Below are 21,790 nucleotides of genomic sequence, written 5' to 3'. Positions count from 1 at the left end.
TATCAGTACATTTTCTTTAATGTAATGCCGCTATAATAGTGACGTAAAATTGTTTGGTAATAATTGGCATCTCCCGGTTTCGCCTGTTTTGCCATCTCCGCAGCACCCCATTGAGACATACCGAGACCATGACCCCAACCGTGACCTTTAATATAAACGGTATCGTTTTTACCTGTAAAATTATGATAAGCTTTCCCGCTCCCCTTTTCCGGATTATGGTTAACATAAAAATCAAACAAAGTCGATTTCAAGCCCAAAATATTACGCAACGAATCACCATCAACGGTGGTTTTACCGGATGTGCCTATGAAAGTAGCACTCTTAATGCGCCCCGATACACCGCGGTCAGATGTTTCTTTACCCGGTTTACCTAACGGAGTCAATTGAATACTTTTCAATTTTCCGACCCCCTTACTTGCCGCATTCAGCTTGCTTTCCAAAGCCTGACGCGACGTAGTAACCGTCCAGTTTGATGTAGACGTTCCGGTACTGTAATCCTTTACACCTTTCAAATACGGAATATCATTACCCCACACATTGGCACTATCCTCTGTATAGCCACCGCCGTCGGAGTGGAATAACGCATTGATAGGGCGCTGATTATAAAGCATAACAACACCTTTAGTTTTTCTGACCGCGTCAGTAGTGGCGGCCGATTCACCGGCAACACCGGCATATACCTGGTGATCCGTAGTCGGGCTCACATCATATAATTTACCCTTATTTTGCTCCATCGTATGCAATGCATATGTACGGGCTGCTACGGCCTGCGCTTCCAACGCCGCTGCCGGCCAGGACGGTACGGCCTCTTGCGCAACCACACCATATAAATATTCTTCTAAAGGCACCAGATTGATAATCATCATCGTACCGTTATTAGCGCGCAAGGTCAGCCCCCCGCGATAGCTCTTTCCTTCAAAAAGAAACGGAGCCTCGCTGTTAGAAGGTTTTAATGTAACCACACTGTCAACAGGCTTTCCGTTAACAGCGATTTTACCACCTCGTAAGCCTATGGTAGTTCCACGATTAGCTCCCACCTGAGTGACCTGACCGTTGGCACTATTTAAGACAACCAGGTCAGATGTAGGTTTTACCATTGCATCCTGCGTACGACTGCCCAATAAAACGCGTACATTCGGTACCTGCCCCTTATGCTCTGCGGAAGACGTCACCACAGTGCCGACTTTATTTCTCGTAATAGTGTCCGTATTTGCCGCAATACTGTTTGTATCTGATGACTTCTGTACCTTCGCCGCTGACGACTTTGTATTTGTGTTTACGGATTTAGTCGAAGGTTTTACAGTAGTAGCCTTCTTTACAGCAGCAGAATTCGCTTTACTTGTTGACTTTTGTGTAACCGCCGGTTTCGGTGCCGGTTTAGTCACTAATGGTCGAAATATAGATTTCTTCTGCATACCGGATTTAGGTATAACAACCTTAGAAGGTGTCGTTTTTTTCGCTACAGCAGCGCTCTTATTTTGTATTGTCGCGGCTTCCGCTGTAACAGCACCGCCCACATTGACACCTAAAAACAATGTGGCCATAATCATCAATTGTAATCGTTTCGTTTTCATTGCTCTTTCCCTGTTTGTGAAATACCAAGATGTTCATAGGCCGATTTAGTGGCCACCCTCCCACGCGGTGTGCGCCCTAAAAAGCCTAATTGCATCAAATATGGTTCATACACATCTTCGATGGTATCTCTCTCTTCGCTGACAGCCGCCGCAATCGTATCTATACCTACCGGACCGCCGTCATATTTTTCAATAATACACTGTAACACACGCCGATCGATTCGATCCAACCCCATTTTATCCACATGCAAGCGTTGCAACGCATCATCCGCAATATCTCTGGTGATAACCCCATCACCTACAACTTGTGCAAAATCACGCACCCGCTTGAGCAAACGATTGGCAATACGAGGCGTTCCTCTTGAACGACGCGCAATTTCACCGGCCCCTGTCGGCTCAATTCCGATATTCAGTATCTCCGCCGCCCGGGTCACAATAAACTCCAGTTCTGATTGTTTATAATATTCAAGCCGGTTGATAATGCCGAAGCGATCCCGTAACGGTGCAGCCAGGGCACCGGCACGAGTCGTCGCCCCTACCAAAGTGAACTTCGGTAAATCGATACGCACCGACCGGGCGCTCGGACCCTTCCCGATAATGATATCCAACGCATAATCCTCCATGGCGGAGTATAATACCTCCTCCACACTGCGAGATAAACGATGGATTTCATCTATAAACAACACATCATGAGATTCCAAGTTCGTCAATATAGCCGCCAAGTCACCGGCCTTTTCAATCGCAGGGCCTGAAGTTATACGGAAATTAACACCCAATTCATTGGCGATAATACCTGCCAATGTCGTCTTTCCAAGGCCTGGAGGTCCATAGAGAAGAACGTGATCCAGGGACTCCTGACGTTGCTTAGCCGCTTGAATGTAAACACTCAAATTGCTCTTAGCTTCCTCTTGTCCTATATATTCCTTGAAAAACTTCGGTCGCAAGCTGTATTGCCATATGTCTTCTTCATGTTCGTCATTGCCGACAAGGCGCACTTCTTCGTTCATGCTTACCGTCCCTTTCCAAGCTCAACTAAGGCGGATTTAATCAATGCCGATACATCGCGTTTACCGTCATCAAGAGACTCGACGACAGGCGCCACGTCGCGCTCCGCATAGCCCAACGAAACAAGCGCCTCAACAGCCTCATTGACCGCGTCATTCGCGCTCATGCCTATCGGCTGAACCGCAGTCGGTACAGCCGTACTGATCCGAGTCATCTTCGCTAACTTGTCTTTCAGCTCCAAAACCAACCGCTCCGCAGACTTCTTTCCAATGCCGGGCAGCTTGGTCAACTGTTGTACCTGACCGTTTATAACAGCCAGTTTGAAAGCCTCCGGCGTCATGCCCGACAATATACCGAGCCCCACCTTAGGACCGATACCGGATACGGAAATGAGTAAAATAAAAAGCTCATATTCGTCCTCCGTCCAAAAGCCGTAGAGCTGCATCGCGTCTTCACGTACATTGAGATATGTAAAGAGCGTCACCTCTTGCCCCTCTATCAATTGTTGTCGTGTAGTAGTCGGCACATATACCCGATAGCCTACGCCGTGTACATCAACGTAACAGGACTCTTTAAAAAGATGCGTTACGATGCCTCTTACATATCCAATCATTTATACCAACCTCATTAATCTATCACCGTGAGAACTATGAGCCGTACAGATTGCCACCGCCAAGGCATCGGCCGTATCATCAGGCTTGATCTTCTCACGAATCCCCAAAATATTCATGGTCATGTAAATCACCTGATTCTTATCCGCTTTACCGTAACCTGTAACGGCCTGCTTAATCTGTAACGGCGTATACTCGTACAGCGGTATGCGCTGCTGCTCAGCAGCGAGCAGAATAACACCGCGCGCCTGGCCGACCTTGATAGCGGTCGTCACATTTCGGTTAAAGAATAATTCCTCTACACCGAATTTATCCGGTTTATATTCCTCTAAAATATCACTTAAATCGTTAAATAATATCTCTAAGCGTTGTGAATCGGTCAATTCCTTGGGAGTTGTAATCGCCCCGTAAGCCACCGGAGTCAGTTTGCTGCCTTTCACGTCTATAATGCCATATCCGCATATAGCCGTGCCCGGATCGATACCAATAATACGCACCCTAACCCCCTTAGTTTAAAAATGAGATAAGCCTCCGCTTACCTCCATCACATAATCTATTTTATTATAGCATATAAGAACATCGAAATTCATGAATTACCGCAGAAAAATCAAATTTTCTCCATTAAATTTAACGTATGCTCCGCACCATAAAATAAAAGAAGATCAATTCTTGTACAACTAATCCCTTAAAATGATAAACAATTAACCACGGTTAGTAAACAGCCCCCTAATGAAAGACCGATTTGAATCTACCATTAGGGGGCTGTTTATAGCCATCCGCTATCTATATGTAAAGACTATAGCACTGACTGTATATTATTCTTCTTCATCATCCGGCAAAATACCATTATGATATACGTTTTGCACATCATCAAGATCATCGAGCACATCGAGCATCTTCTGCATTTTTACCGCATCATCGCCGGACAACTCAATAGTCGTATCCGGAATCATCGTAATCTTCGCCACTTCTGTTTCGATACCCGCATCCGCAAGCGCCGCTTCTACCGCATCAAAATCTTCCGGTGTTGTATAAATCTCGAATACGTCATCTTCCGCCTTAAGGTCTTCCGCACCCGCATCAAGAGCGAGTAAGGTCAGTTCGTCTTCGTCATGACCGTCCTTATCGATAACGAATACGCCTTTAGATTTAAACATCCAACCTACACAACCGCTTTCACCAAGGTTACCGCCCTGTTTAGAGAACGCATGGCGCACATCTGCAGCGGCACGGTTGCGGTTATCCGTCATCACCTCGACGGTAACGGCAACACCGGCAGGACCATAACCCTCATATACGATTTCCTCGTATGCGTTCATATCCGTAGCGCCTACGCCCTTATCGATAGCACGTTGAATATTATCCTTAGGAATGTTGTTTTCACGAGCTTTCTGAAGCGCTAATTTCAAACGCATATTACCCGTCGGATCCGCGCCGCCCATGCGTGCCGCAACGGTGATCTCACGGCCGATTTTCGTGGCCATTTTAGCCTTTAACGCATCGGTTTTACCTTTTTTATGTTTAATATTTGCCCATTTAGAATGTCCTGACATAGATGCCTCCTATTTATTCCACCATGCTTCGCCCCGCAACCGATCAAGAATGATCGATACGGCACTGCGCACGGATAAATGATTGTATTCACCATGGCCATATATGGGTTCCAAAATATAGTCAAAGCTTTCCATCGTTTCTTTTGTCATACCATAACCGGTACCAAATAATACTAACACAGGGCGCGCCTCATTTTCAAGGTGTTCCCTCATACGCGCATAGGTAATTGTATTGTCATACGTACGCGCGTCGGTCGTGGCCACAATCGGCTTCACACCTTCAATTTCCTCGATGTTATGCACCGCAACGGCAATAGAATTGACGAGTTCTACACCTGTGAAAGCATCCTTCCGATCCGGATTATAAGTACTGCCAAATCCGGTTTTCCAATGCTCCATAATGGTTGCAGCCAGCTGTCGTTGCGCCGGTATATTGTGGATTACAAAGTATTTGGATACATCATAGGTAATAGCCGCTCGTGCAATATCATGAATATCATAATTCGTAATCGCCGTCGTAATCACATCTTTATGCTTATTCATAATGGGATAATGAACAAGCCCGATATATAAATTAGCCAAAGCCTTATATCTCCTAAAAATCAATAAAACAAAAGAAGGGTATACCGGTTCAACAAAATCGTATAAGTACCAAATAACATTTATAATCTATTATATTTAGATAATAAAAAATTATTCTACCAAGAGCGGTACAAAATACGCTTCTGTACCGGCAATTTCCTCAGGTGAAAAACGGCAACCTACGGCCGATGCTCTATCCCCCAACATAAAGCAGGACAGCGTTAAAAATCCCGCTTTAACACCACTGTCCACGGTGTGAGTAAAATGCTTCTGATTTACAAAATCCTGATACATGACCTTTTTACTGTCACGACAGACTATATCATCGTAATTATCTACGACCTTTTCCATATAAAGCTCAGTTTGAGCCCCATACTTTCGGACGACTTGTACATGTCGCCCTTCACGCCCCCAGATTTCCTTTTGAATATAAAGTCCGTCGTCTAGGCCAGAGAAATCACTTTCAAAATAAGACGGGGTCAGATAACGTTCTATAATTTCTCTTTCGGGCCCCGTAAAAAATTGGTTCGTTAAGTATAAAGCATACACCAGGGACATAAACGACTTATTCTGCAATATAATCGCCTCCGGTGGGTTGAACAAATTAAACTTGCCTTCATTGTACAAATCCAGGAACATTTCACCTAACGGTTCCCCATCCGATGTAGTTTCATCAATTAAAAGTTCCATCGGATGCAATCTGTAAAGATTCGTTGCATGACTGCCATCAGATAACAGAATACCGGCATCATCAATGACCATATCATAGAATGATAAAAATCGTACGTCCGCCTCAGGACAGGCGGTTTTCATAGCATTCATGAGGAACTTGGTAGTTCCGTAGTCTTCTGGATAATCATGAAAGCAAGCAAATACAAAAGGATTCTCTTTGACGAGAGCTGTCGTATTCTGATTTTCACGAGACGTCGCTTGATACACACGGCGCAAGAAACATTCTAATTCATAACGGGCATCTATATTAGGATCCGGCTTGTCAAAAAAGCGAGCCGCTACCCCGTTTGCATAATAACTTTCAATCAGAAAGCAAGGCGTATCCGCATTGATTTCCACCATGTGTAATCGCCCCTGTGTATCAAGTACGAAATCAAATCGAGATAACCACGTAGGTAATCCCAATGGATTCCATCGATGAAGATAAGGAATCAGATTTTCCGGCATATCCATATTGAGGGCAAACTCATCAGGAGCCTGCTGAAACACCTTGGCAGCCTTACAGAATATCTGGAATAACATGCGCGATGCATGACGTATTTCATCATAAAACTCAGCTGAAAAAAATTGTGCCGAAAGAGCCGGATAACGGTCGTCATAGCCTTCATAATCTACAAACGGCAATATAGCGGTATCAAGCTCATCAATATACGACTTCATGCTATCGCCCTCCATTATGAACTGCCGGAGGAACGAACACCGGCGCTGCCGAAACCGGATTTCTGACCTATAGAGGCTGCTTTCTTACTTCTACGATTCTCATAGTCTTTATAGGTTCTTCGCCCAACAGAACTGTGCACATTCGACCCGGATGCGGTATATACATAGGGTTCCTCATACGGTTTTAACGGTGCCGCCACGCGATAGGTCATGGTTTTTGCATCCATTCGGGCTTGAGGGGCATTAAAACCATGAAATGCATAATACCCTGCAGCAATACCAGGTAAGAGCCCGGCCAGGCCCGCATCCCATACCAGATTCCCGCTATTATCACGATGAAAGGTGACGGAACGATCGTCATCATATAAAGCTGTTTCTTTACCATCTCCATGATTCAATAAAGAATAGCGATTTCCCTGATTATCCTTTAATCGAACCTCCCCTTCATTCGCTTCCGGGTAGACTTTATCACAAACAGCATAAGAGATATCGTTCCAGTATGAATACACGCCGACGATACCCGCAACAGCGGCAAAGGCACTCGTTATGTATATTGTTTTCTTACTTGGCTTATACATAGGACACTTCCTTAGTGCACAGCACCGCTAACAACGAGGGCAAGGCCTACAAAAATGCCGAATACGAGGATACCCGCAGCCGTATTACCACCCATAATCTCTTCAGATAAATTATATTTACGATGCCACAAGTTAATAAACATATAACCTGTTACAAATAGCACGATACCAAGCACGGCATACACGATACTTGCTACCACACCATGCAACAAGGAGGTATCCGCAGCGGTCACTGCAGGCGACATAATAACGGAGCGCAATATTTCACCGATACCGATAAATGAACCCGCTGAAAGCCATGCTACAGCACAATTACCGCGCTTTATTTCTTCACTGAATTTACCGGGGACAAAAAAATCGATAACCGTATTGGCGGTCAACATCAATAATATACCAAAACAAGCATAAAAAATCGTCAATAATACATCAGATATATAGATCATGGTAATCCTCCTAATATCGTAACTTCACATTCGAATTCAATGTGTTACTCGATGTGTTGGCTGTGCCCGTATTATATAAGCTGTCACGGCCTCGACTGTCCCGTTGGCGAATCATGAGCGCATAAGAGTCAAGTGTATGCCCCTTTGATACAGTACGATTAATGATACTTTGATCCTCTTGTGTCAATTTCGACTGATCACACACCTTAACGCGCGTCTGTCCATCCGTATTGGTGATGATATACGCAGAGTCTCCTGAATAAAATACAATGACTTCATGCCCTTCTTGTAAGTCATCACCTTCATTTCTGATATCCCCCTGCACAGAGTCAATCAAATCTAATGCGGTACTGACAGGGTCTAAATTCGAAGTATACACGTCTCCACTGTCCGAATCCGTCTTCGTATAATATGTGGAGGTATCATGCATATGTTCCTTTACGGTATAGGGAAATCCAAATGTACTACGTATACCATGCCATGAAAAGTCATCGTCTGAACCGACAAGGAAGAGCGTAAATAGTACAACATACCCGAGTCCTGCAGCCAATGCACCTATCCGTTTCTTTAGACGCTTATTACGCCTCTTTTCACGTATAGCAACAGCTGCCGCATCATTACAGAGGCGAATATTCATCAGAGGCACACGAGCCCCTTCGGCAAACATTTTTTCCCCTTTGAACCAATTTTCCTCAAAGAACACGCTGGCGCCACCCTCACGGGGCAGTTGATATTCCTTATATCCGGCTCGGTCACCTACAGAGGCACCACTTTCGCCATCAACCTCGACAACCTTTTCTAAGCCGATTTGATGTAACGTAAAGCCCTTTCCCGGTCGTTTATGATAGCTCGTTCTGGAAACGGTGCACCACTCATTATCATTATATTCAATGGTTACCCATATTTTATCCGCTCCCTCTATAGCCTCGAGTCCATATTCATGCCAATAATCACCGGGTGACTTTTGCATAGACGGCTTGGCTTTGTAAGACTGCTCCTGATCCGCTTTTGGAATAATCTCAATATATTTTATTTTTTCTGTAATTACGTATCGACTGCCCTGAACCTCCAGGACATCGTAACAATTAAACTCCATAAACAACCTCGCAAGAATAGCCCTAACAAATTCATTTAAATTGTTCACTACAGCTAATCGCTTAATCAGACAGCTGTTCTGATTCTTCTGCCACAATTTCTTTTAAAATCTTAAGTTCTTCTTTCGTTAAAGGCCGTTCTAACAAATCGGGACGCAACAGACGAGTCCGCTTTAACGATTCCTTTTGACGCCATGCGGCGATATTTTTATGATGACCGCTTCGCAACACATCCGGAACCGACCAACCTCTAAACTCCGGTGGTTTTGTGTACTGAGGTGCTTCTAGTAAAGGCTCATAAAACGAATCCTCTTGAGCGCCGCCGGCCGCACCGAGAACACCCGGGATCATACGCGCCACCGCATCGGCAACGACCATCGCCGGCAGCTCGCCACCCGTCAGTACATAATCACCTATAGAAATCGTTTCATCCACTAAATGCTCTTCCACGCGATAATCGACACCCTCATAGTGTCCGCATACAAGTACAAGTTGGTCATATGTTGCCAGTTCGCGTGCCTTCTCCTGCGTAAACGGAGTACCGGTAGGCCCCATGAATACGACGCGACGACGTATATCTTTATTCGGAGTTCCGATCAAACTCATTTCATCGCAAACTTCAGCACGATCAATGAGATTAAAGGCGTTAAATTTACTTTCATAGGTGCTGATAACAGATTCAACAGCCTCAAAAATAGGAGGCGCCATCATGAGCATACCCGCCCCGCCGCCGTATGGCGTATCATCCACCTGACCATGTTTATTATGACTGAAATCGCGAGGATTCGTCACGCCCATAGATAACCGTTCCGCCTCGATAGCCCGTTTGATGATGGAATGATTAAAAAAGGCATCAAAAAATTCGGGAAATAATGATACAATATCGATTCTCATGGCGCCCCCCCTTTATCACAATACACATAAGATTAATGTGCTCCAAAATCAAACAAGATTTTCTTTAATCAGCTTATACTTTCGGTTATACATATACTCTGTACGCACCTTTTAAAGCATCTATCTACATACTCTATTATAATATTATACTCTACCTACATATAGCTATTTTATGATGTATTGACCATATAGCCGATGATTGTACAGCCTCATACGGTCGGCTTTCAGCATAAAACACCTATATATGGATAAAGCAAAGCCGCCCAAAGGATTATATCCATTCAGGCGGATCTACGATCATCAACTGTCGGTCCATGTCGATGTCCTTAATAACATCCTCTATAGCCGCAAACAATTGATCCGGTTCCCCTTCTTTGGAAACCACATATACATCATTGGCACCGGGCTGCAACACATCAGTCACCGTGCCGAGCACATTTCCCTCTGTATCTTGTACCTCAAGACCGATAATATCAAAAATGTAATAACGACCCTCAGGCAACTCCACCAGATTCTCGCGGCGCACTTGAATTTCTTTCTTACCGAATAATTCAGCCGCATTACGGTCCGGAATTTCCTTAAAGGATGCTAATACATATTGCTTGTGAAAGCGGGCGGATGCAACGTGATATTCTTTACCATCGATGTAACAGGCATCCATATGCATAAACCGCTCAGGAAAGTCGGTTTGAGGCATAATACGAAGATCACCCCGCACGCCGTGCGGGGCGATGATAACACCTATTGTGATGAAATCGTTATGCTTCATTATTGACGAAACGCAACGATTTTACCGTCTTCTAATAGGATTTCAGCGCCCATCAAGGCATCCAAATCATCCCCGAGTTTAACGGTAACCGTTTGCTCCAATGTGCCTTGAGTAATTTCAGTTCCCAAGCTTAATTCTTGAGCCTCTTTCAATTTAGCTGTTACTTCTTCTTTGAAAGCCAAGCGTTTATTTTTCTCTTCGTCGATTTGTTGACGAATCGCAGTAAGACTTGTAGCGTCAACTTTAGCTGCATCAGCTAAAATACGTTGTGCCTGAAACTCGATTTGTTCCAGATCTTTATTCACCATATCGAGGCGAGTTTCAAGATCCGCTGTAATCTTCGCTTTCAAGTCTTCTGTTACTTTTGCTTTTACTGCTACAGGGACACGTAATGTTATTTCTTCCATTCTAATTACTCCCTTTTACACAATATCAACAGATATTTTTTTGTTCTCTTTAATAGCCGCCGCTTTAACAACGGAACGTATGGCCTTTGCTATGCGTCCTTGTTTTCCGATAACTTTGCCCATATCCTCCGGGGCAACGTGAAGTTCATAAACCTCTATATTGCCCTTTTGAACCATGGTAACAGAAACGGCATCAGGCTGCTTCACCAATGATTTTGCAATTAATGAAATTAATTCTACCATCGCAGTATGCCTTTCTATTAATTACTTTTTAGCGTCAGCAAATTTTTGCATAACGCCTTCTTTTTTGAACAAGGAGCGAACAGTGTCAGTAGGCTGAGCACCTTTAGCTAACCAAGCCAAAGCTTTTTCTTCGTCTACATTAACGATAGCCGGATTCTTTGTAGCATCATATTGACCGATTGTGTCAACAGGACGGCCTTCACGTGGAGCACGGGAATCAGCAACTACGATACGGTAGAAAGGAGCCTTTTTAGCACCTAAACGAGTCAAACGAATTTTTAACATGTGAAATTCACCTCCTTATACTGATATGACTGGACAGGTTCAGCGCCCCTGTCCATGTATTACATAAACGGTAATTTAGGCATCTTCGGTAAAGCGCCCTTACCGCCTCGTAACCCTTTCATGCGCTTCATCATCTTCCGCGCTTCTTCAAATTGTTTCAACAAACGATTTACATCTTGTACCTGTGTACCCGAACCTTGTGCGATACGCTTGCGACGGGATCCGTTAAGTATATTCGGATTCTCCCGCTCCGCTGCGGTCATGGATGTTATGATGGCCTCTATGCGGCGCACCTCTTTGCTGTTCAAATCAAGATCCTTTAATTGATCCTTAATCTGTCCCATGCCCGGCAACATGCCGATGATATTCTGCAACGGACCTAACTTTCTCACCTGATTCATCTGCTTCAGGAAGTCATCCAAGGTGAAATTATTTTTAGCCATTTTCTTGGCCATTTCACGGGCTTCTTCCTCGTCGATGGCACCTTGCACATTTTCAATCAGTGTTTTAAAATCGCCCAAGTCGAGGATACGGGAAGCCATACGATCCGGATAGAATACATCAAATCCATCCATCTTCTCGCTGACACCGGTAAACTTAATCGGCAAGCCCGTTACGGCCTTGATGGATAATGCCGCACCACCGCGGGCATCGCCATCGAGTTTTGTAAGGATAACACCGTCAACGCCCAATTTTTCATTGAATGTCTGAGCCGTCGACACCGCATCCTGACCGATCATGGAATCCACAACCAGCAGGATTTCATGAGGTCGAACAGCCGCTTTGATGTTGGACAGTTCCTGCATCAAAGGCTCGTCAATCGCCAGGCGACCTGCGGTATCGATGATAACAACATCCTTTAACATATGCGTGCTTTGCTCGACGGCGCGGCGTGCAATATCTACAGGGTCAGCACCGGGTGTTTCATCCGCAAAGACAGGAATGTCGATCTGCTTACCGACCACCTGTAACTGCGTAATTGCCGCCGGGCGATATACGTCGGCCGCTACGAGCATCGGATGCTTACCTTGTTTGCGAAGGTATACGGCTAATTTCCCGGCCGTCGTCGTCTTACCGGCACCTTGAAGGCCGACCAACATGATAATCGTCGGCGGCTTGCTGGAAATCATGATACGGCTTTGCGTACCGCCCAGCAGTTCCGTCAACTCATCATTTACGATTTTAATAACCGTTTGAGCCGGATTCAGGGAACCGAACACCTCTTCACCGAGGGCTTTTTCTTTAATGGATTTAACAAAATCCTTTGCCACCATGAAATTAACGTCCGCCTCTAAAAGAGCCGTTCGCACCTGACGCAATGCAAGATTGACATCGTCTTCCGTAATTTTGCCCTTTCCCTTTAAGGATTTAAAGGCGTCTTGCAGCTTTTCCGATAAACTATCAAATGCCATATTATCCCTCCATTTGCGTCAATAACTGTTGTACCCGCGGTTGTGAAAGCACATCCGTGGGCAACGTACTTTTTAATTCTTTCAGCACCTGCTCACGCGCTTCGTATTGCGCCACCAGGTGCAATTTACTTTCATATTCATTCAAGATGTGTCGAGCCCGCTGTAAATTATCATGTACGGCCTGACGCGATACACCCAGTTCCTCGGCGATCTCGCCGAGAGACATGTCATCTTCATGATGAAGCTGCAAGGACAATCGCTGCTTGTCCGTCAACAAGGGCCCGTAGAAATCCAAGAGCAAACTTATGAGTACTCGTTCCTCCATTTGGCCACCTCCATCACTGTCAAGTTATATTACTTTACATATGATACAGGATAAAAAAAGATGTGTCAAGTAGATTTACTTAACACACAGGTTTCATAGAGGCGAATCGTTATAAATAAACGGGACAGACTTAATAGTGCGTCCGAAGGTGACCATAGCCTCAAAAATTTATGCCCCAGTTCCGCCTTTTATTAAATGATATTATTTTCTTTTTACTGCTTTTATATCTATAATAATATGCTATAATATATACATCTAATATTTTCAATATAAAGGAGATAGTCCATGACCACTAAACAATACGATATCATAATTCTCGGCTTCGGTAAGGCCGGAAAAACCTTAGCTGCAAAACTAGGCTCTATGGGAAAATCTGTAGCCATGATTGAAGAAAATCCTCTTATGTACGGCGGCACATGTATTAATATCGCTTGTATTCCGACAAAGGCGATGATTATGGCCGCCTCAAAAGGCTTATCCTACGATCAGGTACTGGCCCAACGTGAGGTTGTTACATCGCGATTACGAAATAAAAATTTTGATATGCTTAATACAAATCCTCATGTCGATGTCTATACAGGCCATGGCGAATTCTCGGGCAATAAGGAAATTTCGGTAACGGCCGGTGATGAGAACATTAAATTAGCCGCTGATACCATCGTTATTAATACAGGTGCTATAGCAATCAAACCGGACATTCAAGGAATTGACACCGCTAAAGGCTTCTATAACAGTACAGAAATTCAACAGCTATCACCTCGGCCAGGCACATTAGGCATTATCGGCGCCGGCCCTATAGGTCTTGAATTTGCAAGCTTGTACGCCAAGCTAGGTACCAAGGTAACTGTTTTTAATATCGATTTCTCTATTTTAAAACGAGAAGAACCCATCGTTCAGCAATTAGCAAATGAGTATTTAAAAGAACAGGGAATCACCATTTTCAATGCTGTCAAATTAGACTCCGTATCAAATGATGCTGATAAACCGGTCATTACGGCGGATAATAAAAACTATACCTTTGATGCTGTCCTTTACGCCACAGGTCGCAAGGCAAATACAGCGAATATCGGACTGGAACATACGGATATTATCACCAACGAACGTGGTGCCGTTATTGTCAATGATACATGTGAAAGCTCCGTTCCGGGCGTCTACGCCGTAGGCGATGTAAACGGCGGCCCTCAGTTCACCTATGTATCCCTCGATGATTTCCGAATCGTCTTCGGTGCACTAACAGGTACAGGACAATATACATTAAAGGATCGAAAAAATGTGCCACACACAACCTTCTTAACACCTCCACTCTCCCGTGTCGGTTTTACAGAGGCGGAAGCCATCGACAAAGGCTATACGGTTAAAACGAAAGAACTCCTCGTTGCTACAATGCCTAGAGCCCATGTAAACAATAATCTAAAGGGCGTTTTTAAAATCGTAGTAAATACAGAAAATGATTTAATACTCGGCGCTACACTGTATTCTCAAAGCTCTGAAGAACTTATCAATCTCATAAAAATGGCGATGGATAACGCTATTCCATATACCTATTTCAAAAACCAGATATTTACACACCCTACTATGGCTGAGAACTTAAATGACCTCTGTAATTTCTAAGTATATAAATCATCTGTACAATATGTAAAAATAGAACACAATAAATGAGCCGCCATCTCTAAAAACAGTTAGAGATGGCGGCTCATTTATTCAGTTCTTCGTAAACAATCTCCGCACTACAGCCTGTAGTTTAGGAGTCAACACAATAGCGACAACAATCCCCGCTGCACTGGTAATCAAGGAATATTGAATCTTGCTTGCCGCCACAACGGCGCTTTCAAGAACAAACCACCAAGCAAGGAAGTAGCCAAACGCAGTCCAAAGAGCACCGATGATAAGCGCCGCGAGAATGCGACCGAAGGACGCCGTCGGTTTATTGATAGACGGAGGCAAATAACCGGCTGTCATCCCGCCTACAATAAATCCGGCTACCCCCTTGATAAAGAACGAAAATACGATGTATTGCGTATGTCCGCCGAATAAATCAAATAAAGCCGACCCGATAGCCGCGCCCAATCCGCCATATAAACCGCCGAATAAAATAGACGTCGTAAAAAGCGCCGCCGATCCGAGATGCACCATGGCACCGCCGGGAATTTCAACGCGTATCGTCGTAGCTACGGCACATAGAGCTGCAATAAAACCGATATATACAATATCACGGGTATTTAATTTCATATGTAAACGCCTCTCTTTTTATATAATTATCCTATTATTAACTATATTCAGTATACCAAATCATACACGCTCTAAAAATACCGAGTTCATAGGAATTAAAAACACCTATGCGATTGCATTCGATCATTAAGACCGACAGTCGCACAGGTGTTCTTTATTAAAATAATCTCATCGACATATGGAGTATATCCTATCCCCACATTGTTCTTCGGCTTATATCTTAGCCCGTTTTAAACGAAGCGAATTACTTACGACCGTTACAGAGCTGAACGCCATCGCCGTACCGGCAATCATAGGATTTAAAGCCCCCACAGCGGCCAACGGAATACCGATACAGTTAAAAATCAACGCCCAGAACAGATTTTGCTTGATATTCGTCATGGTCTTGCGGCTGAGGTGTACGGCCTGCACCAGTGTATGTAAATCATTGCGTACGAGAACGATATCCGCCGCTTCTACAGCGATATCCGTACCGCTGCCGATGGCAAACCCGATATCCGCCGTCACAAGGGCCGGCGCATCATTGATGCCGTCCCCGACCATACCGACCACGAGGCCTTTATCTTGTAATTCTTTGACCTTGCTTGCCTTGTCCTGTGGTAATACTTCTGCGATGACATGGGAAATCCCCGCCTGTTTCGCAATGTATTCCGCAGTACGTCGATTGTCGCCCGTAAGCATCCATACCTCGATACCTTGAGATTGTAATTCTTTCACTACGGAAACAGTTTCAGGACGCAACTCATCCTCTACGGCCCAAAGTGCGGTAATCACACCGTCTACGGCCAACAACGAAACAGAGGCCCCCTGCGATTCATAAGTGAGTATGTCCTCTTCAACAGCACTCAAATCATAGCCTAATTCCGCCATCCAGCGACTATGCCCCAGCTGAACGGACACACCTTGATATGAGCCTTGTAAACCTTTTCCCGGCACATCTGCAAAGGATCCCAGTTCTACACCGGACTTATAGCCACGATCCTCACCGTAATACACCATAGCCTTCGCAATCGGATGCGATGTACCTTGTTCAAGGGCCATCATGAGATTCATATTGCGCGCTTCATCGCCGCTATAATTTTTGAAAGCCGTCACATCGAGAACACCTTGTGTGAGTGTGCCGGTCTTATCCATAACGACAGCATTCAGTTTACCTGCTTTTTCAAGATATTCCGCACTTTTAATGAGAACGCCATGCTCCGCCCCAAGTCCGGATCCGACCATAATCGATGTCGGTGTCGCAAGGCCCAAGGCGCATGGGCAGGCGATGACGAGAACAGCCGTCGCATTGATAAGTGCCACATTGAGGCTGTCGCCCATGATAAAATACCATATCAAACCGGTCAATACGGCAAGGCCGATAACGGTCGGTACGAAATATTGTGCCACCACATCGGCAATACGTTGTATCGACGCCTTCGATGTTTGTGCTTCCTCCACGACCTTGATGATTTGAGACAGCATTGTATCGGAACCGATGCGTTTCGCTTCCATTGTGAAAGCACCGCTCAAGTTAATCGTAGCCCCGATAACCTCGGAACCGACCTGTTTTTCTACCGGCAAGCTTTCACCGGTGAGCATCGCCTCATCCACGGTGGAGTAACCGTCCGTCACAATGCCGTCTACAGGAATTTTTTCACCGGCCCGCACCTGAACCACATCTCCGGCCACGACCTTTGATGTAGGAATATCCACGAATTCGCCGTCCCGCAATACGTGAGCCGTCGCCGGTTGCAAGGCGATCAATTTCTGAAGAGCCTCAGATGTACGTCCTTTCGCGATTTCCTCTAATAGTTTACCGAGGAGGATAAATGTGATAAGCCATGCGGAGGTTTCAAAGTAGATGCCGTGAGCACCTAATTCCGGATGAAATTGCCAGTTATAAATACTGAAAAGATACGCCACCGATGTGCCCATCACCACGAGAACATCCATGGTAAGCGCCCCATTTTTGACAGCGCTCCACGCACTCTTATAGAACATGAGTCCCGGTCCGAACTGAGCAATAGTAGCAAGGACAAACTCCACCCATACCGGTAGAGCCTCAAAACCGAAGCGATGCAATGTCATATTAATCATCATCGGTATCGCCATACATGCGGCTATGACAAGTCGGATGATATGAGGTTTTAAATTCACCTTTTCAATTTCCTGTTTTGTTTCATCCGCTTCAGTCGCCCCAAATCCGATATTTGTAATGGCATCGATAATCTGTTGCGGTTCTACGTTTGCACCGTCTGCATATTCCACACTGCCCTTACGCGTCAACAGATTGACTTTCACGGAGGCTACCCCGTCAACCTTGGACACCACATTTTCAACCCGCTTGACGCAGGCCGCACAGTGCATCCCCGTAATATCAAATTCTTGTTTTCTGCCGCTCATATATACACTTCTTTCTTCTATCTATAACGGTATTCACATTAAATGAATATATGCTTACATATAATTAATTATAATTTTATAATAACACAGATTCTCACTTAGTCAATATCCTACTAAATATACAGGGTTATTCTAGGGTTATTCTTTCAGCCTATACATAGCCTTCATAAATAGATTATAATAAAGTGATGATGAATAAATATATAGATTGATTCTTAAGGAGGTGAATATATGTCAGAATCAACAATCCCTACCATAGAGTTTACCTCTGTCGCCAAAGAATTCCGTCACGAGTATATAGTTGAAAAGTCACGTTTTATTACGACCGTCTCTCCTTGTACGACGGAGACCGAAGCACAAGAATTTATCGCCCGCATTAACAAGGAATTCTGGGATGCCCGCCACAACTGCACGGCCTTTGCCATCGGCCCGAAACAGGAACAGCAACGTTCCTCCGATAACGGAGAACCGTCCGGCACGGCAGGTAAACCGATGTTGGAAGTACTCAAAAAAACGGGTATTACAAATGTGACCGTCGTGGTCACACGCTATTTCGGCGGCATAAAATTGGGCGCAGGCGGTTTGATTCGGGCATATTCACACTCCGTTGCGGAAACATTGCGCCTTGCACCGAAAGAACTACATACGACACGAGCACAACTGCAGGTGACGATTGATTACCCTTTATATGGTGCAATAGAACGCTATTTACAAGATCAACAGTTCCATTATGATGCCTTATTCAACGAACACGTAACATTGACGATTTTAGTGCCCCCTGATGATATGGAGCGGGCGCAAAAAGAGCTCCAAGACCTCAGTCATGGAGCTGCAACTTGCGAAATTTTAGATTCTATTGAAGTGGTACTGCCGTTAAACTAAACGATTACAGCTGATACAAAATCAAATGTAATGATTAGCCGCTATGGCGACCTAAACTTAAAACACCCTGCCCTAGTTGACGACGTTTTTCGGAAGTCAACGGATGAGGCCATACCCGTTCCAATTGTTTTTTACGATTAACGGAATTGTGTGCAGTCATTAGCTTACGTGCTTCCCAATTACGCATTGCCTGTTTTAAAGTTCTTTTTACTACGCCCATAATAGTACCCACTTTCTTGCTCACAGAAACACATTAAAATTTTTAATGAGATAAACAAAACTTTTTATATTGATTTTGTTTTGTATCTCGTTTCTGCTGTATAGTATATATAGCTTTCTGTAAAATGTGAAATAACGATTGTTTTGTCAGTTATAAATTTTTATTATCTGTTTTATGTATAATAGGGAGATCACATGGATACATCTTATTACCACAACTTTATTACCCTCGTTCAAACTGGCAATATGACACAGGCTGCAGAAATTCTGCATATTACACAGCCCGCTTTAAGTAAACAGTTAAAATATTTAGAGGCTGAGTTCGGAGCGCAGCTCATCAATATCAAACGGGGACAACGAGGGACTAATTTACAACTCACCGATGCAGGCAAGATTTTCTATGAAAAAGCGCAGCAACTATGCTCGATTGAAGAGTCCACGTACAATGCGGTTCAGCAGTTAAACTCACGCATTGAGGGCACATTGCGTATCGCAACATCCGCCTCCCGATCTACACCGATTGTACAACAGTACTTGCCGGCTTTTTCCATAAAATATCCATCGGTACACTTTGAAATCTACGAAGGACTCATGACAAATGTCGTGAGCCAACTCATCAACGGCAGTGCCGAGCTGGGCATAGCCAATATTCAAATGGTTGATACTGACAAATTCGACATTCTCCTCACGCAGGAGGAACATTTATATGCTATATTCCGACGCGATGTATTCTGGACCGATCGAGAACACGATACGATCACATGGGATGACATCAAAAAATGTCCTCTCTCGCTCTCAGGCGGCTCGGTACGCATGATTATACAATCAAGCCTGACAGACATGACACAACTGAACGCTATCGCTATTACGACCACCAAGAGTTCCGCCATCGAATGGGCATCTTCTGGACGTACCGTATCACTCGTTCCGATGGATGCGAAGGAAATGGTCAACCACCGCAAGATGGCCCGTATTAAATTACCTGAATTCTCAGGAGACTTTAAAAAAGCATTCATTACGCTTAAAGGGCATTCACTTTCCCCTGTGGCGCAACAATTTATCGACTTCTATAAAGCCTATGTATAACAGCATTCGCCGATTGATTAATCCTAAGCCAGACGATATGAGGATAAGAAAAGACCTAGTACATTATATACTAGGTCTTTTGTTATGCCCAAAATTTCCGGTTTAAGCATCATGAACAGCCCCGACGATATCGCCGATGCTGTTCAGGTTATATCGTTCTACATAATCGCCCATTTCTCGTACAATCCGTCCGATTGCCGTCGGATCCACCATGGTGGCGGTTCCCACCTGAACGGCACAGGCACCGGCCATCATGAACTCGACGGCATCCGTTCCCGTCATGATGCCGCCCAAACCGATAATCGGAATGTTCACGGATTTATAGACCTGATGCACCATGCGAAGTGCCACAGGTTTTACGGCAGGCCCCGAGAGTCCTCCATAGATATTCCCCAGCACCGGTTTACGACGATGAATATCGATAGCCATACCCAAGAGTGTATTGATGAGGCTCACCCCGTCACCACCGCCTGCTTCGACGGCCTTTGCGATTTCCACGATATCCATAACATTAGGTGAAAGTTTCACGATAACCGGCTTGTTCGTCACCCTCCGAACCGCCTTCGTCACCTGCTCCACCACCTTCGGATCGACGCCGAAAGCCATGCCTTCACAAGCGACATTCGGACAGGATACATTGACTTCAAGACCGGCAATACCGTCTACGGAAAGGGTCTCCGCCATCCAGGCGAATTCCTCGATGGTTCCGGCGGACATATTCGCCAATAACGGCACATCGTATTGCTTCAAGGTAGGCAGAACATCCGATACAAAATGCTCCGCACCTGGATTTTCAAGTCCGATACAGTTCAACACGCCGGACGGCGTTTCCGAAATGCGGGTCCCCGGATTACCGTGGCGTCCCTTCGGGGTCAATCCTTTAACGGAAATGGCCCCTACCTCATTACTGAGATCCAAATAGCCTGCATATTCCGGTCCGTTCCCGAATGTACCGGATGCGGCGATAACAGGATTCTTCATCTTAATTCCGCAATAGTCCACGGCAAGCTTCGGATTTGGTCTAACAGTGTTATTTAAATCGCGTTCACTCATTAAAAGAACACCTCCTCAGCGGGGAATACGGGACCGTCTTTACATACCTTGTAGCGTTTACCTCCTGCCCCGTCACAAGCACAACCGAGACAACCGCCGGTACCGCAACCCATGCGCTCTTCCAATGAAACCTGGCATGGCACGGAAAGATCGCGCGCCACCTGGGCAACACCTTTCATCATCGGCGTAGGGCCGCAGGTCATGACGGATGTAAAGGCATTCGCACAAATCAGTTCAGGCATGACAGCCGTCGGAAAGCCCTTCGTACCGACACTGCCGTCATCAGTTGTGATATGTACTTTCACGGGCGTATCGGCAAACAGATCCGCCCAAAAGGTTTCCGATTCATTTCTGAAGCCTAAAATCACCTGCGCCTCTTCATCCGCGTTCAGATGAGAAGCGATGCACAGCATCGGTGCAATACCGACACCGCCGCCTACGAGAAGCATATTCTCGGACGTTATAAAAGGTTTACCCAAAGGCCCCAGACAATCCAGCTTATCCCCGGGCACGAGACGAGTCATAATATCCGTTCCCGCACCTACGACGCGGTACAAGAGGGTAATTATTCCCTTTTCCGCATCAAATCCGGCGTAGCTGATAGGACGACGCAACAATGGAGCCGTAGAATCTGTAACGCGCACATTACAGAACTGTCCCACCTTAGCCTCCGCTGCCTGTTTCGGTGCGTGGACATCCATAATCCATACATCGGAACCTATCTGCTCATTGCGAACGACTTCGCCCTTTTCCACATAACCGCTCATGT

25 protein-coding genes are annotated in these 21,790 nt (G+C 45.1%); 3 read left to right on the top strand and 22 right to left on the bottom strand.

Features of this window, described 5'->3' with window-relative positions; genetic code table 11:
* Positions 1 to 2: 2 nt before the first annotated feature.
* From VEHSUH05_RS02290 to ylxM, 17 genes are all read right to left on the bottom strand, one after another.
* Positions 3 to 1,574 carry a SpoIID/LytB domain-containing protein gene (locus VEHSUH05_RS02290; protein ID WP_105090630.1) on the bottom strand — a complete coding sequence of 524 codons (1,572 nt, stop codon included), beginning with the start codon at positions 1,572 to 1,574 and terminating at the stop codon, positions 3 to 5.
* Positions 1,571 to 2,581 (bottom strand): Holliday junction branch migration DNA helicase RuvB, encoded by a 1,011-nt coding sequence (ruvB, locus tag VEHSUH05_RS02285; RefSeq protein ID WP_105090629.1) that lies wholly within the window; start codon positions 2,579 to 2,581, stop codon positions 1,571 to 1,573. Before ruvB ends, VEHSUH05_RS02290 begins: the two co-directional genes overlap by 4 nt.
* Before the next feature lie 2 nt (positions 2,582 to 2,583).
* Entirely contained in the window at positions 2,584 to 3,192 is a 609-nt protein-coding gene (gene ruvA, locus VEHSUH05_RS02280) for a Holliday junction branch migration protein RuvA (RefSeq protein ID WP_054674749.1), read from the bottom strand.
* On the bottom strand, positions 3,193 to 3,687 hold the full coding sequence (ruvC, locus tag VEHSUH05_RS02275; protein WP_105090628.1) for a crossover junction endodeoxyribonuclease RuvC: 495 nt from the start codon (positions 3,685 to 3,687) through the stop codon (positions 3,193 to 3,195).
* A gap of 318 nt (positions 3,688 to 4,005) precedes the next feature.
* A complete protein-coding gene (locus VEHSUH05_RS02270) occupies positions 4,006 to 4,743 on the bottom strand; it encodes a YebC/PmpR family DNA-binding transcriptional regulator (RefSeq protein ID WP_054674745.1) in 738 nt (245 codons plus the stop codon).
* 9 nt (positions 4,744 to 4,752) lie between these two features.
* Positions 4,753 to 5,325, bottom strand: coding sequence for an RNA methyltransferase (locus tag VEHSUH05_RS02265; RefSeq protein ID WP_105090627.1), 573 nt, complete (start codon positions 5,323 to 5,325; stop codon positions 4,753 to 4,755).
* 111 nt (positions 5,326 to 5,436) lie between these two features.
* Entirely contained in the window at positions 5,437 to 6,717 is a 1,281-nt protein-coding gene (locus tag VEHSUH05_RS02260; RefSeq protein WP_105090626.1) for a glutathionylspermidine synthase family protein, read from the bottom strand.
* Positions 6,718 to 6,731: 14 nt separating this feature from the next.
* Positions 6,732 to 7,295, bottom strand: a complete 564-nt coding sequence (locus VEHSUH05_RS02255; RefSeq protein ID WP_038116909.1) for a hypothetical protein — start codon at positions 7,293 to 7,295, stop codon at positions 6,732 to 6,734.
* An 11-nt stretch (positions 7,296 to 7,306) separates the two neighbouring features.
* Positions 7,307 to 7,738, bottom strand: a complete 432-nt coding sequence (locus tag VEHSUH05_RS02250; RefSeq protein WP_038116912.1) for a DUF350 domain-containing protein — start codon at positions 7,736 to 7,738, stop codon at positions 7,307 to 7,309.
* A gap of 10 nt (positions 7,739 to 7,748) precedes the next feature.
* The gene (locus tag VEHSUH05_RS02245) at positions 7,749 to 8,834 is read right to left on the bottom strand and encodes a hypothetical protein (RefSeq protein WP_038116915.1); all 1,086 of its coding nucleotides are present in this window, start codon (positions 8,832 to 8,834) and stop codon (positions 7,749 to 7,751) included.
* Positions 8,835 to 8,895: 61 nt separating this feature from the next.
* A complete protein-coding gene (gene trmD / locus VEHSUH05_RS02240; RefSeq protein ID WP_105090625.1) occupies positions 8,896 to 9,726 on the bottom strand; it encodes a tRNA (guanosine(37)-N1)-methyltransferase TrmD in 831 nt (276 codons plus the stop codon).
* 271 nt (positions 9,727 to 9,997) lie between these two features.
* Positions 9,998 to 10,495: a ribosome maturation factor RimM gene (rimM, locus tag VEHSUH05_RS02235; RefSeq protein WP_105090624.1), complete on the bottom strand. Its 498-nt coding sequence runs from the start codon at positions 10,493 to 10,495 to the stop codon at positions 9,998 to 10,000.
* Positions 10,495 to 10,902, bottom strand: a complete 408-nt coding sequence (locus tag VEHSUH05_RS02230) for a YlqD family protein (protein WP_038116924.1) — start codon at positions 10,900 to 10,902, stop codon at positions 10,495 to 10,497. The genes rimM and VEHSUH05_RS02230 overlap by 1 nt, the downstream gene beginning before the upstream one ends.
* A gap of 15 nt (positions 10,903 to 10,917) precedes the next feature.
* Positions 10,918 to 11,145, bottom strand: coding sequence for a KH domain-containing protein (locus tag VEHSUH05_RS02225; protein WP_038116928.1), 228 nt, complete (start codon positions 11,143 to 11,145; stop codon positions 10,918 to 10,920).
* Between the two features lie 21 nt (positions 11,146 to 11,166).
* A complete protein-coding gene (gene rpsP / locus VEHSUH05_RS02220) occupies positions 11,167 to 11,430 on the bottom strand; it encodes a 30S ribosomal protein S16 (RefSeq protein WP_038116931.1) in 264 nt (87 codons plus the stop codon).
* A gap of 59 nt (positions 11,431 to 11,489) precedes the next feature.
* Positions 11,490 to 12,842 (bottom strand): signal recognition particle protein, encoded by a 1,353-nt coding sequence (gene ffh / locus VEHSUH05_RS02215; protein ID WP_054674733.1) that lies wholly within the window; start codon positions 12,840 to 12,842, stop codon positions 11,490 to 11,492.
* A gap of 1 nt (position 12,843) precedes the next feature.
* A complete protein-coding gene (ylxM, locus tag VEHSUH05_RS02210) occupies positions 12,844 to 13,167 on the bottom strand; it encodes a YlxM family DNA-binding protein (protein ID WP_038116936.1) in 324 nt (107 codons plus the stop codon).
* Positions 13,168 to 13,452: 285 nt separating this feature from the next.
* Here ylxM and VEHSUH05_RS02205 point away from each other — a divergent pair, with 285 nt between their 5' ends.
* Positions 13,453 to 14,778, top strand: a complete 1,326-nt coding sequence (locus VEHSUH05_RS02205; RefSeq protein ID WP_054674732.1) for an FAD-containing oxidoreductase — start codon at positions 13,453 to 13,455, stop codon at positions 14,776 to 14,778.
* 90 nt (positions 14,779 to 14,868) lie between these two features.
* Here the strand turns inward: VEHSUH05_RS02205 and VEHSUH05_RS02200 are convergent, their stop codons facing one another.
* Positions 14,869 to 15,396 carry an ECF transporter S component gene (locus tag VEHSUH05_RS02200; RefSeq protein ID WP_105090623.1) on the bottom strand — a complete coding sequence of 176 codons (528 nt, stop codon included), beginning with the start codon at positions 15,394 to 15,396 and terminating at the stop codon, positions 14,869 to 14,871.
* A 213-nt stretch (positions 15,397 to 15,609) separates the two neighbouring features.
* On the bottom strand, positions 15,610 to 17,781 hold the full coding sequence (locus VEHSUH05_RS02195) for a heavy metal translocating P-type ATPase (RefSeq protein WP_105090622.1): 2,172 nt from the start codon (positions 17,779 to 17,781) through the stop codon (positions 15,610 to 15,612).
* A 231-nt stretch (positions 17,782 to 18,012) separates the two neighbouring features.
* Here VEHSUH05_RS02195 and VEHSUH05_RS02190 point away from each other — a divergent pair, with 231 nt between their 5' ends.
* Positions 18,013 to 18,663, top strand: a complete 651-nt coding sequence (locus VEHSUH05_RS02190) for a YigZ family protein (protein ID WP_105090621.1) — start codon at positions 18,013 to 18,015, stop codon at positions 18,661 to 18,663.
* 34 nt (positions 18,664 to 18,697) lie between these two features.
* Here the strand turns inward: VEHSUH05_RS02190 and VEHSUH05_RS02185 are convergent, their stop codons facing one another.
* Complete coding sequence (locus VEHSUH05_RS02185) at positions 18,698 to 18,883, bottom strand: hypothetical protein (RefSeq protein WP_038116948.1); 186 nt, start codon at positions 18,881 to 18,883, stop codon at positions 18,698 to 18,700.
* Between the two features lie 194 nt (positions 18,884 to 19,077).
* On the opposite strand from VEHSUH05_RS02185, the gene VEHSUH05_RS02180 reads away from it, so the two are divergent.
* A complete protein-coding gene (locus tag VEHSUH05_RS02180) occupies positions 19,078 to 19,968 on the top strand; it encodes a LysR family transcriptional regulator (RefSeq protein ID WP_038116950.1) in 891 nt (296 codons plus the stop codon).
* A gap of 102 nt (positions 19,969 to 20,070) precedes the next feature.
* Here the strand turns inward: VEHSUH05_RS02180 and VEHSUH05_RS02175 are convergent, their stop codons facing one another.
* Together VEHSUH05_RS02175 and VEHSUH05_RS02170 are read right to left on the bottom strand one after the other, a co-directional pair.
* A complete protein-coding gene (locus VEHSUH05_RS02175; protein ID WP_105090620.1) occupies positions 20,071 to 21,021 on the bottom strand; it encodes a dihydroorotate dehydrogenase in 951 nt (316 codons plus the stop codon).
* Positions 21,021 to 21,788, bottom strand: a complete 768-nt coding sequence (locus tag VEHSUH05_RS02170; protein ID WP_105090619.1) for a dihydroorotate dehydrogenase electron transfer subunit — start codon at positions 21,786 to 21,788, stop codon at positions 21,021 to 21,023. The genes VEHSUH05_RS02175 and VEHSUH05_RS02170 overlap by 1 nt, the downstream gene beginning before the upstream one ends.
* Positions 21,789 to 21,790: the final 2 nt, after the last annotated feature.

Source organism: Veillonella denticariosi JCM 15641 (assembly GCF_002959855.1).
GTDB lineage: Bacteria > Bacillota > Negativicutes > Veillonellales > Veillonellaceae > Veillonella > Veillonella denticariosi.
The sequence above is the reverse complement of the archived record's forward strand: the minus strand, read 5'-3'. Positions and strand labels throughout refer to the sequence as shown.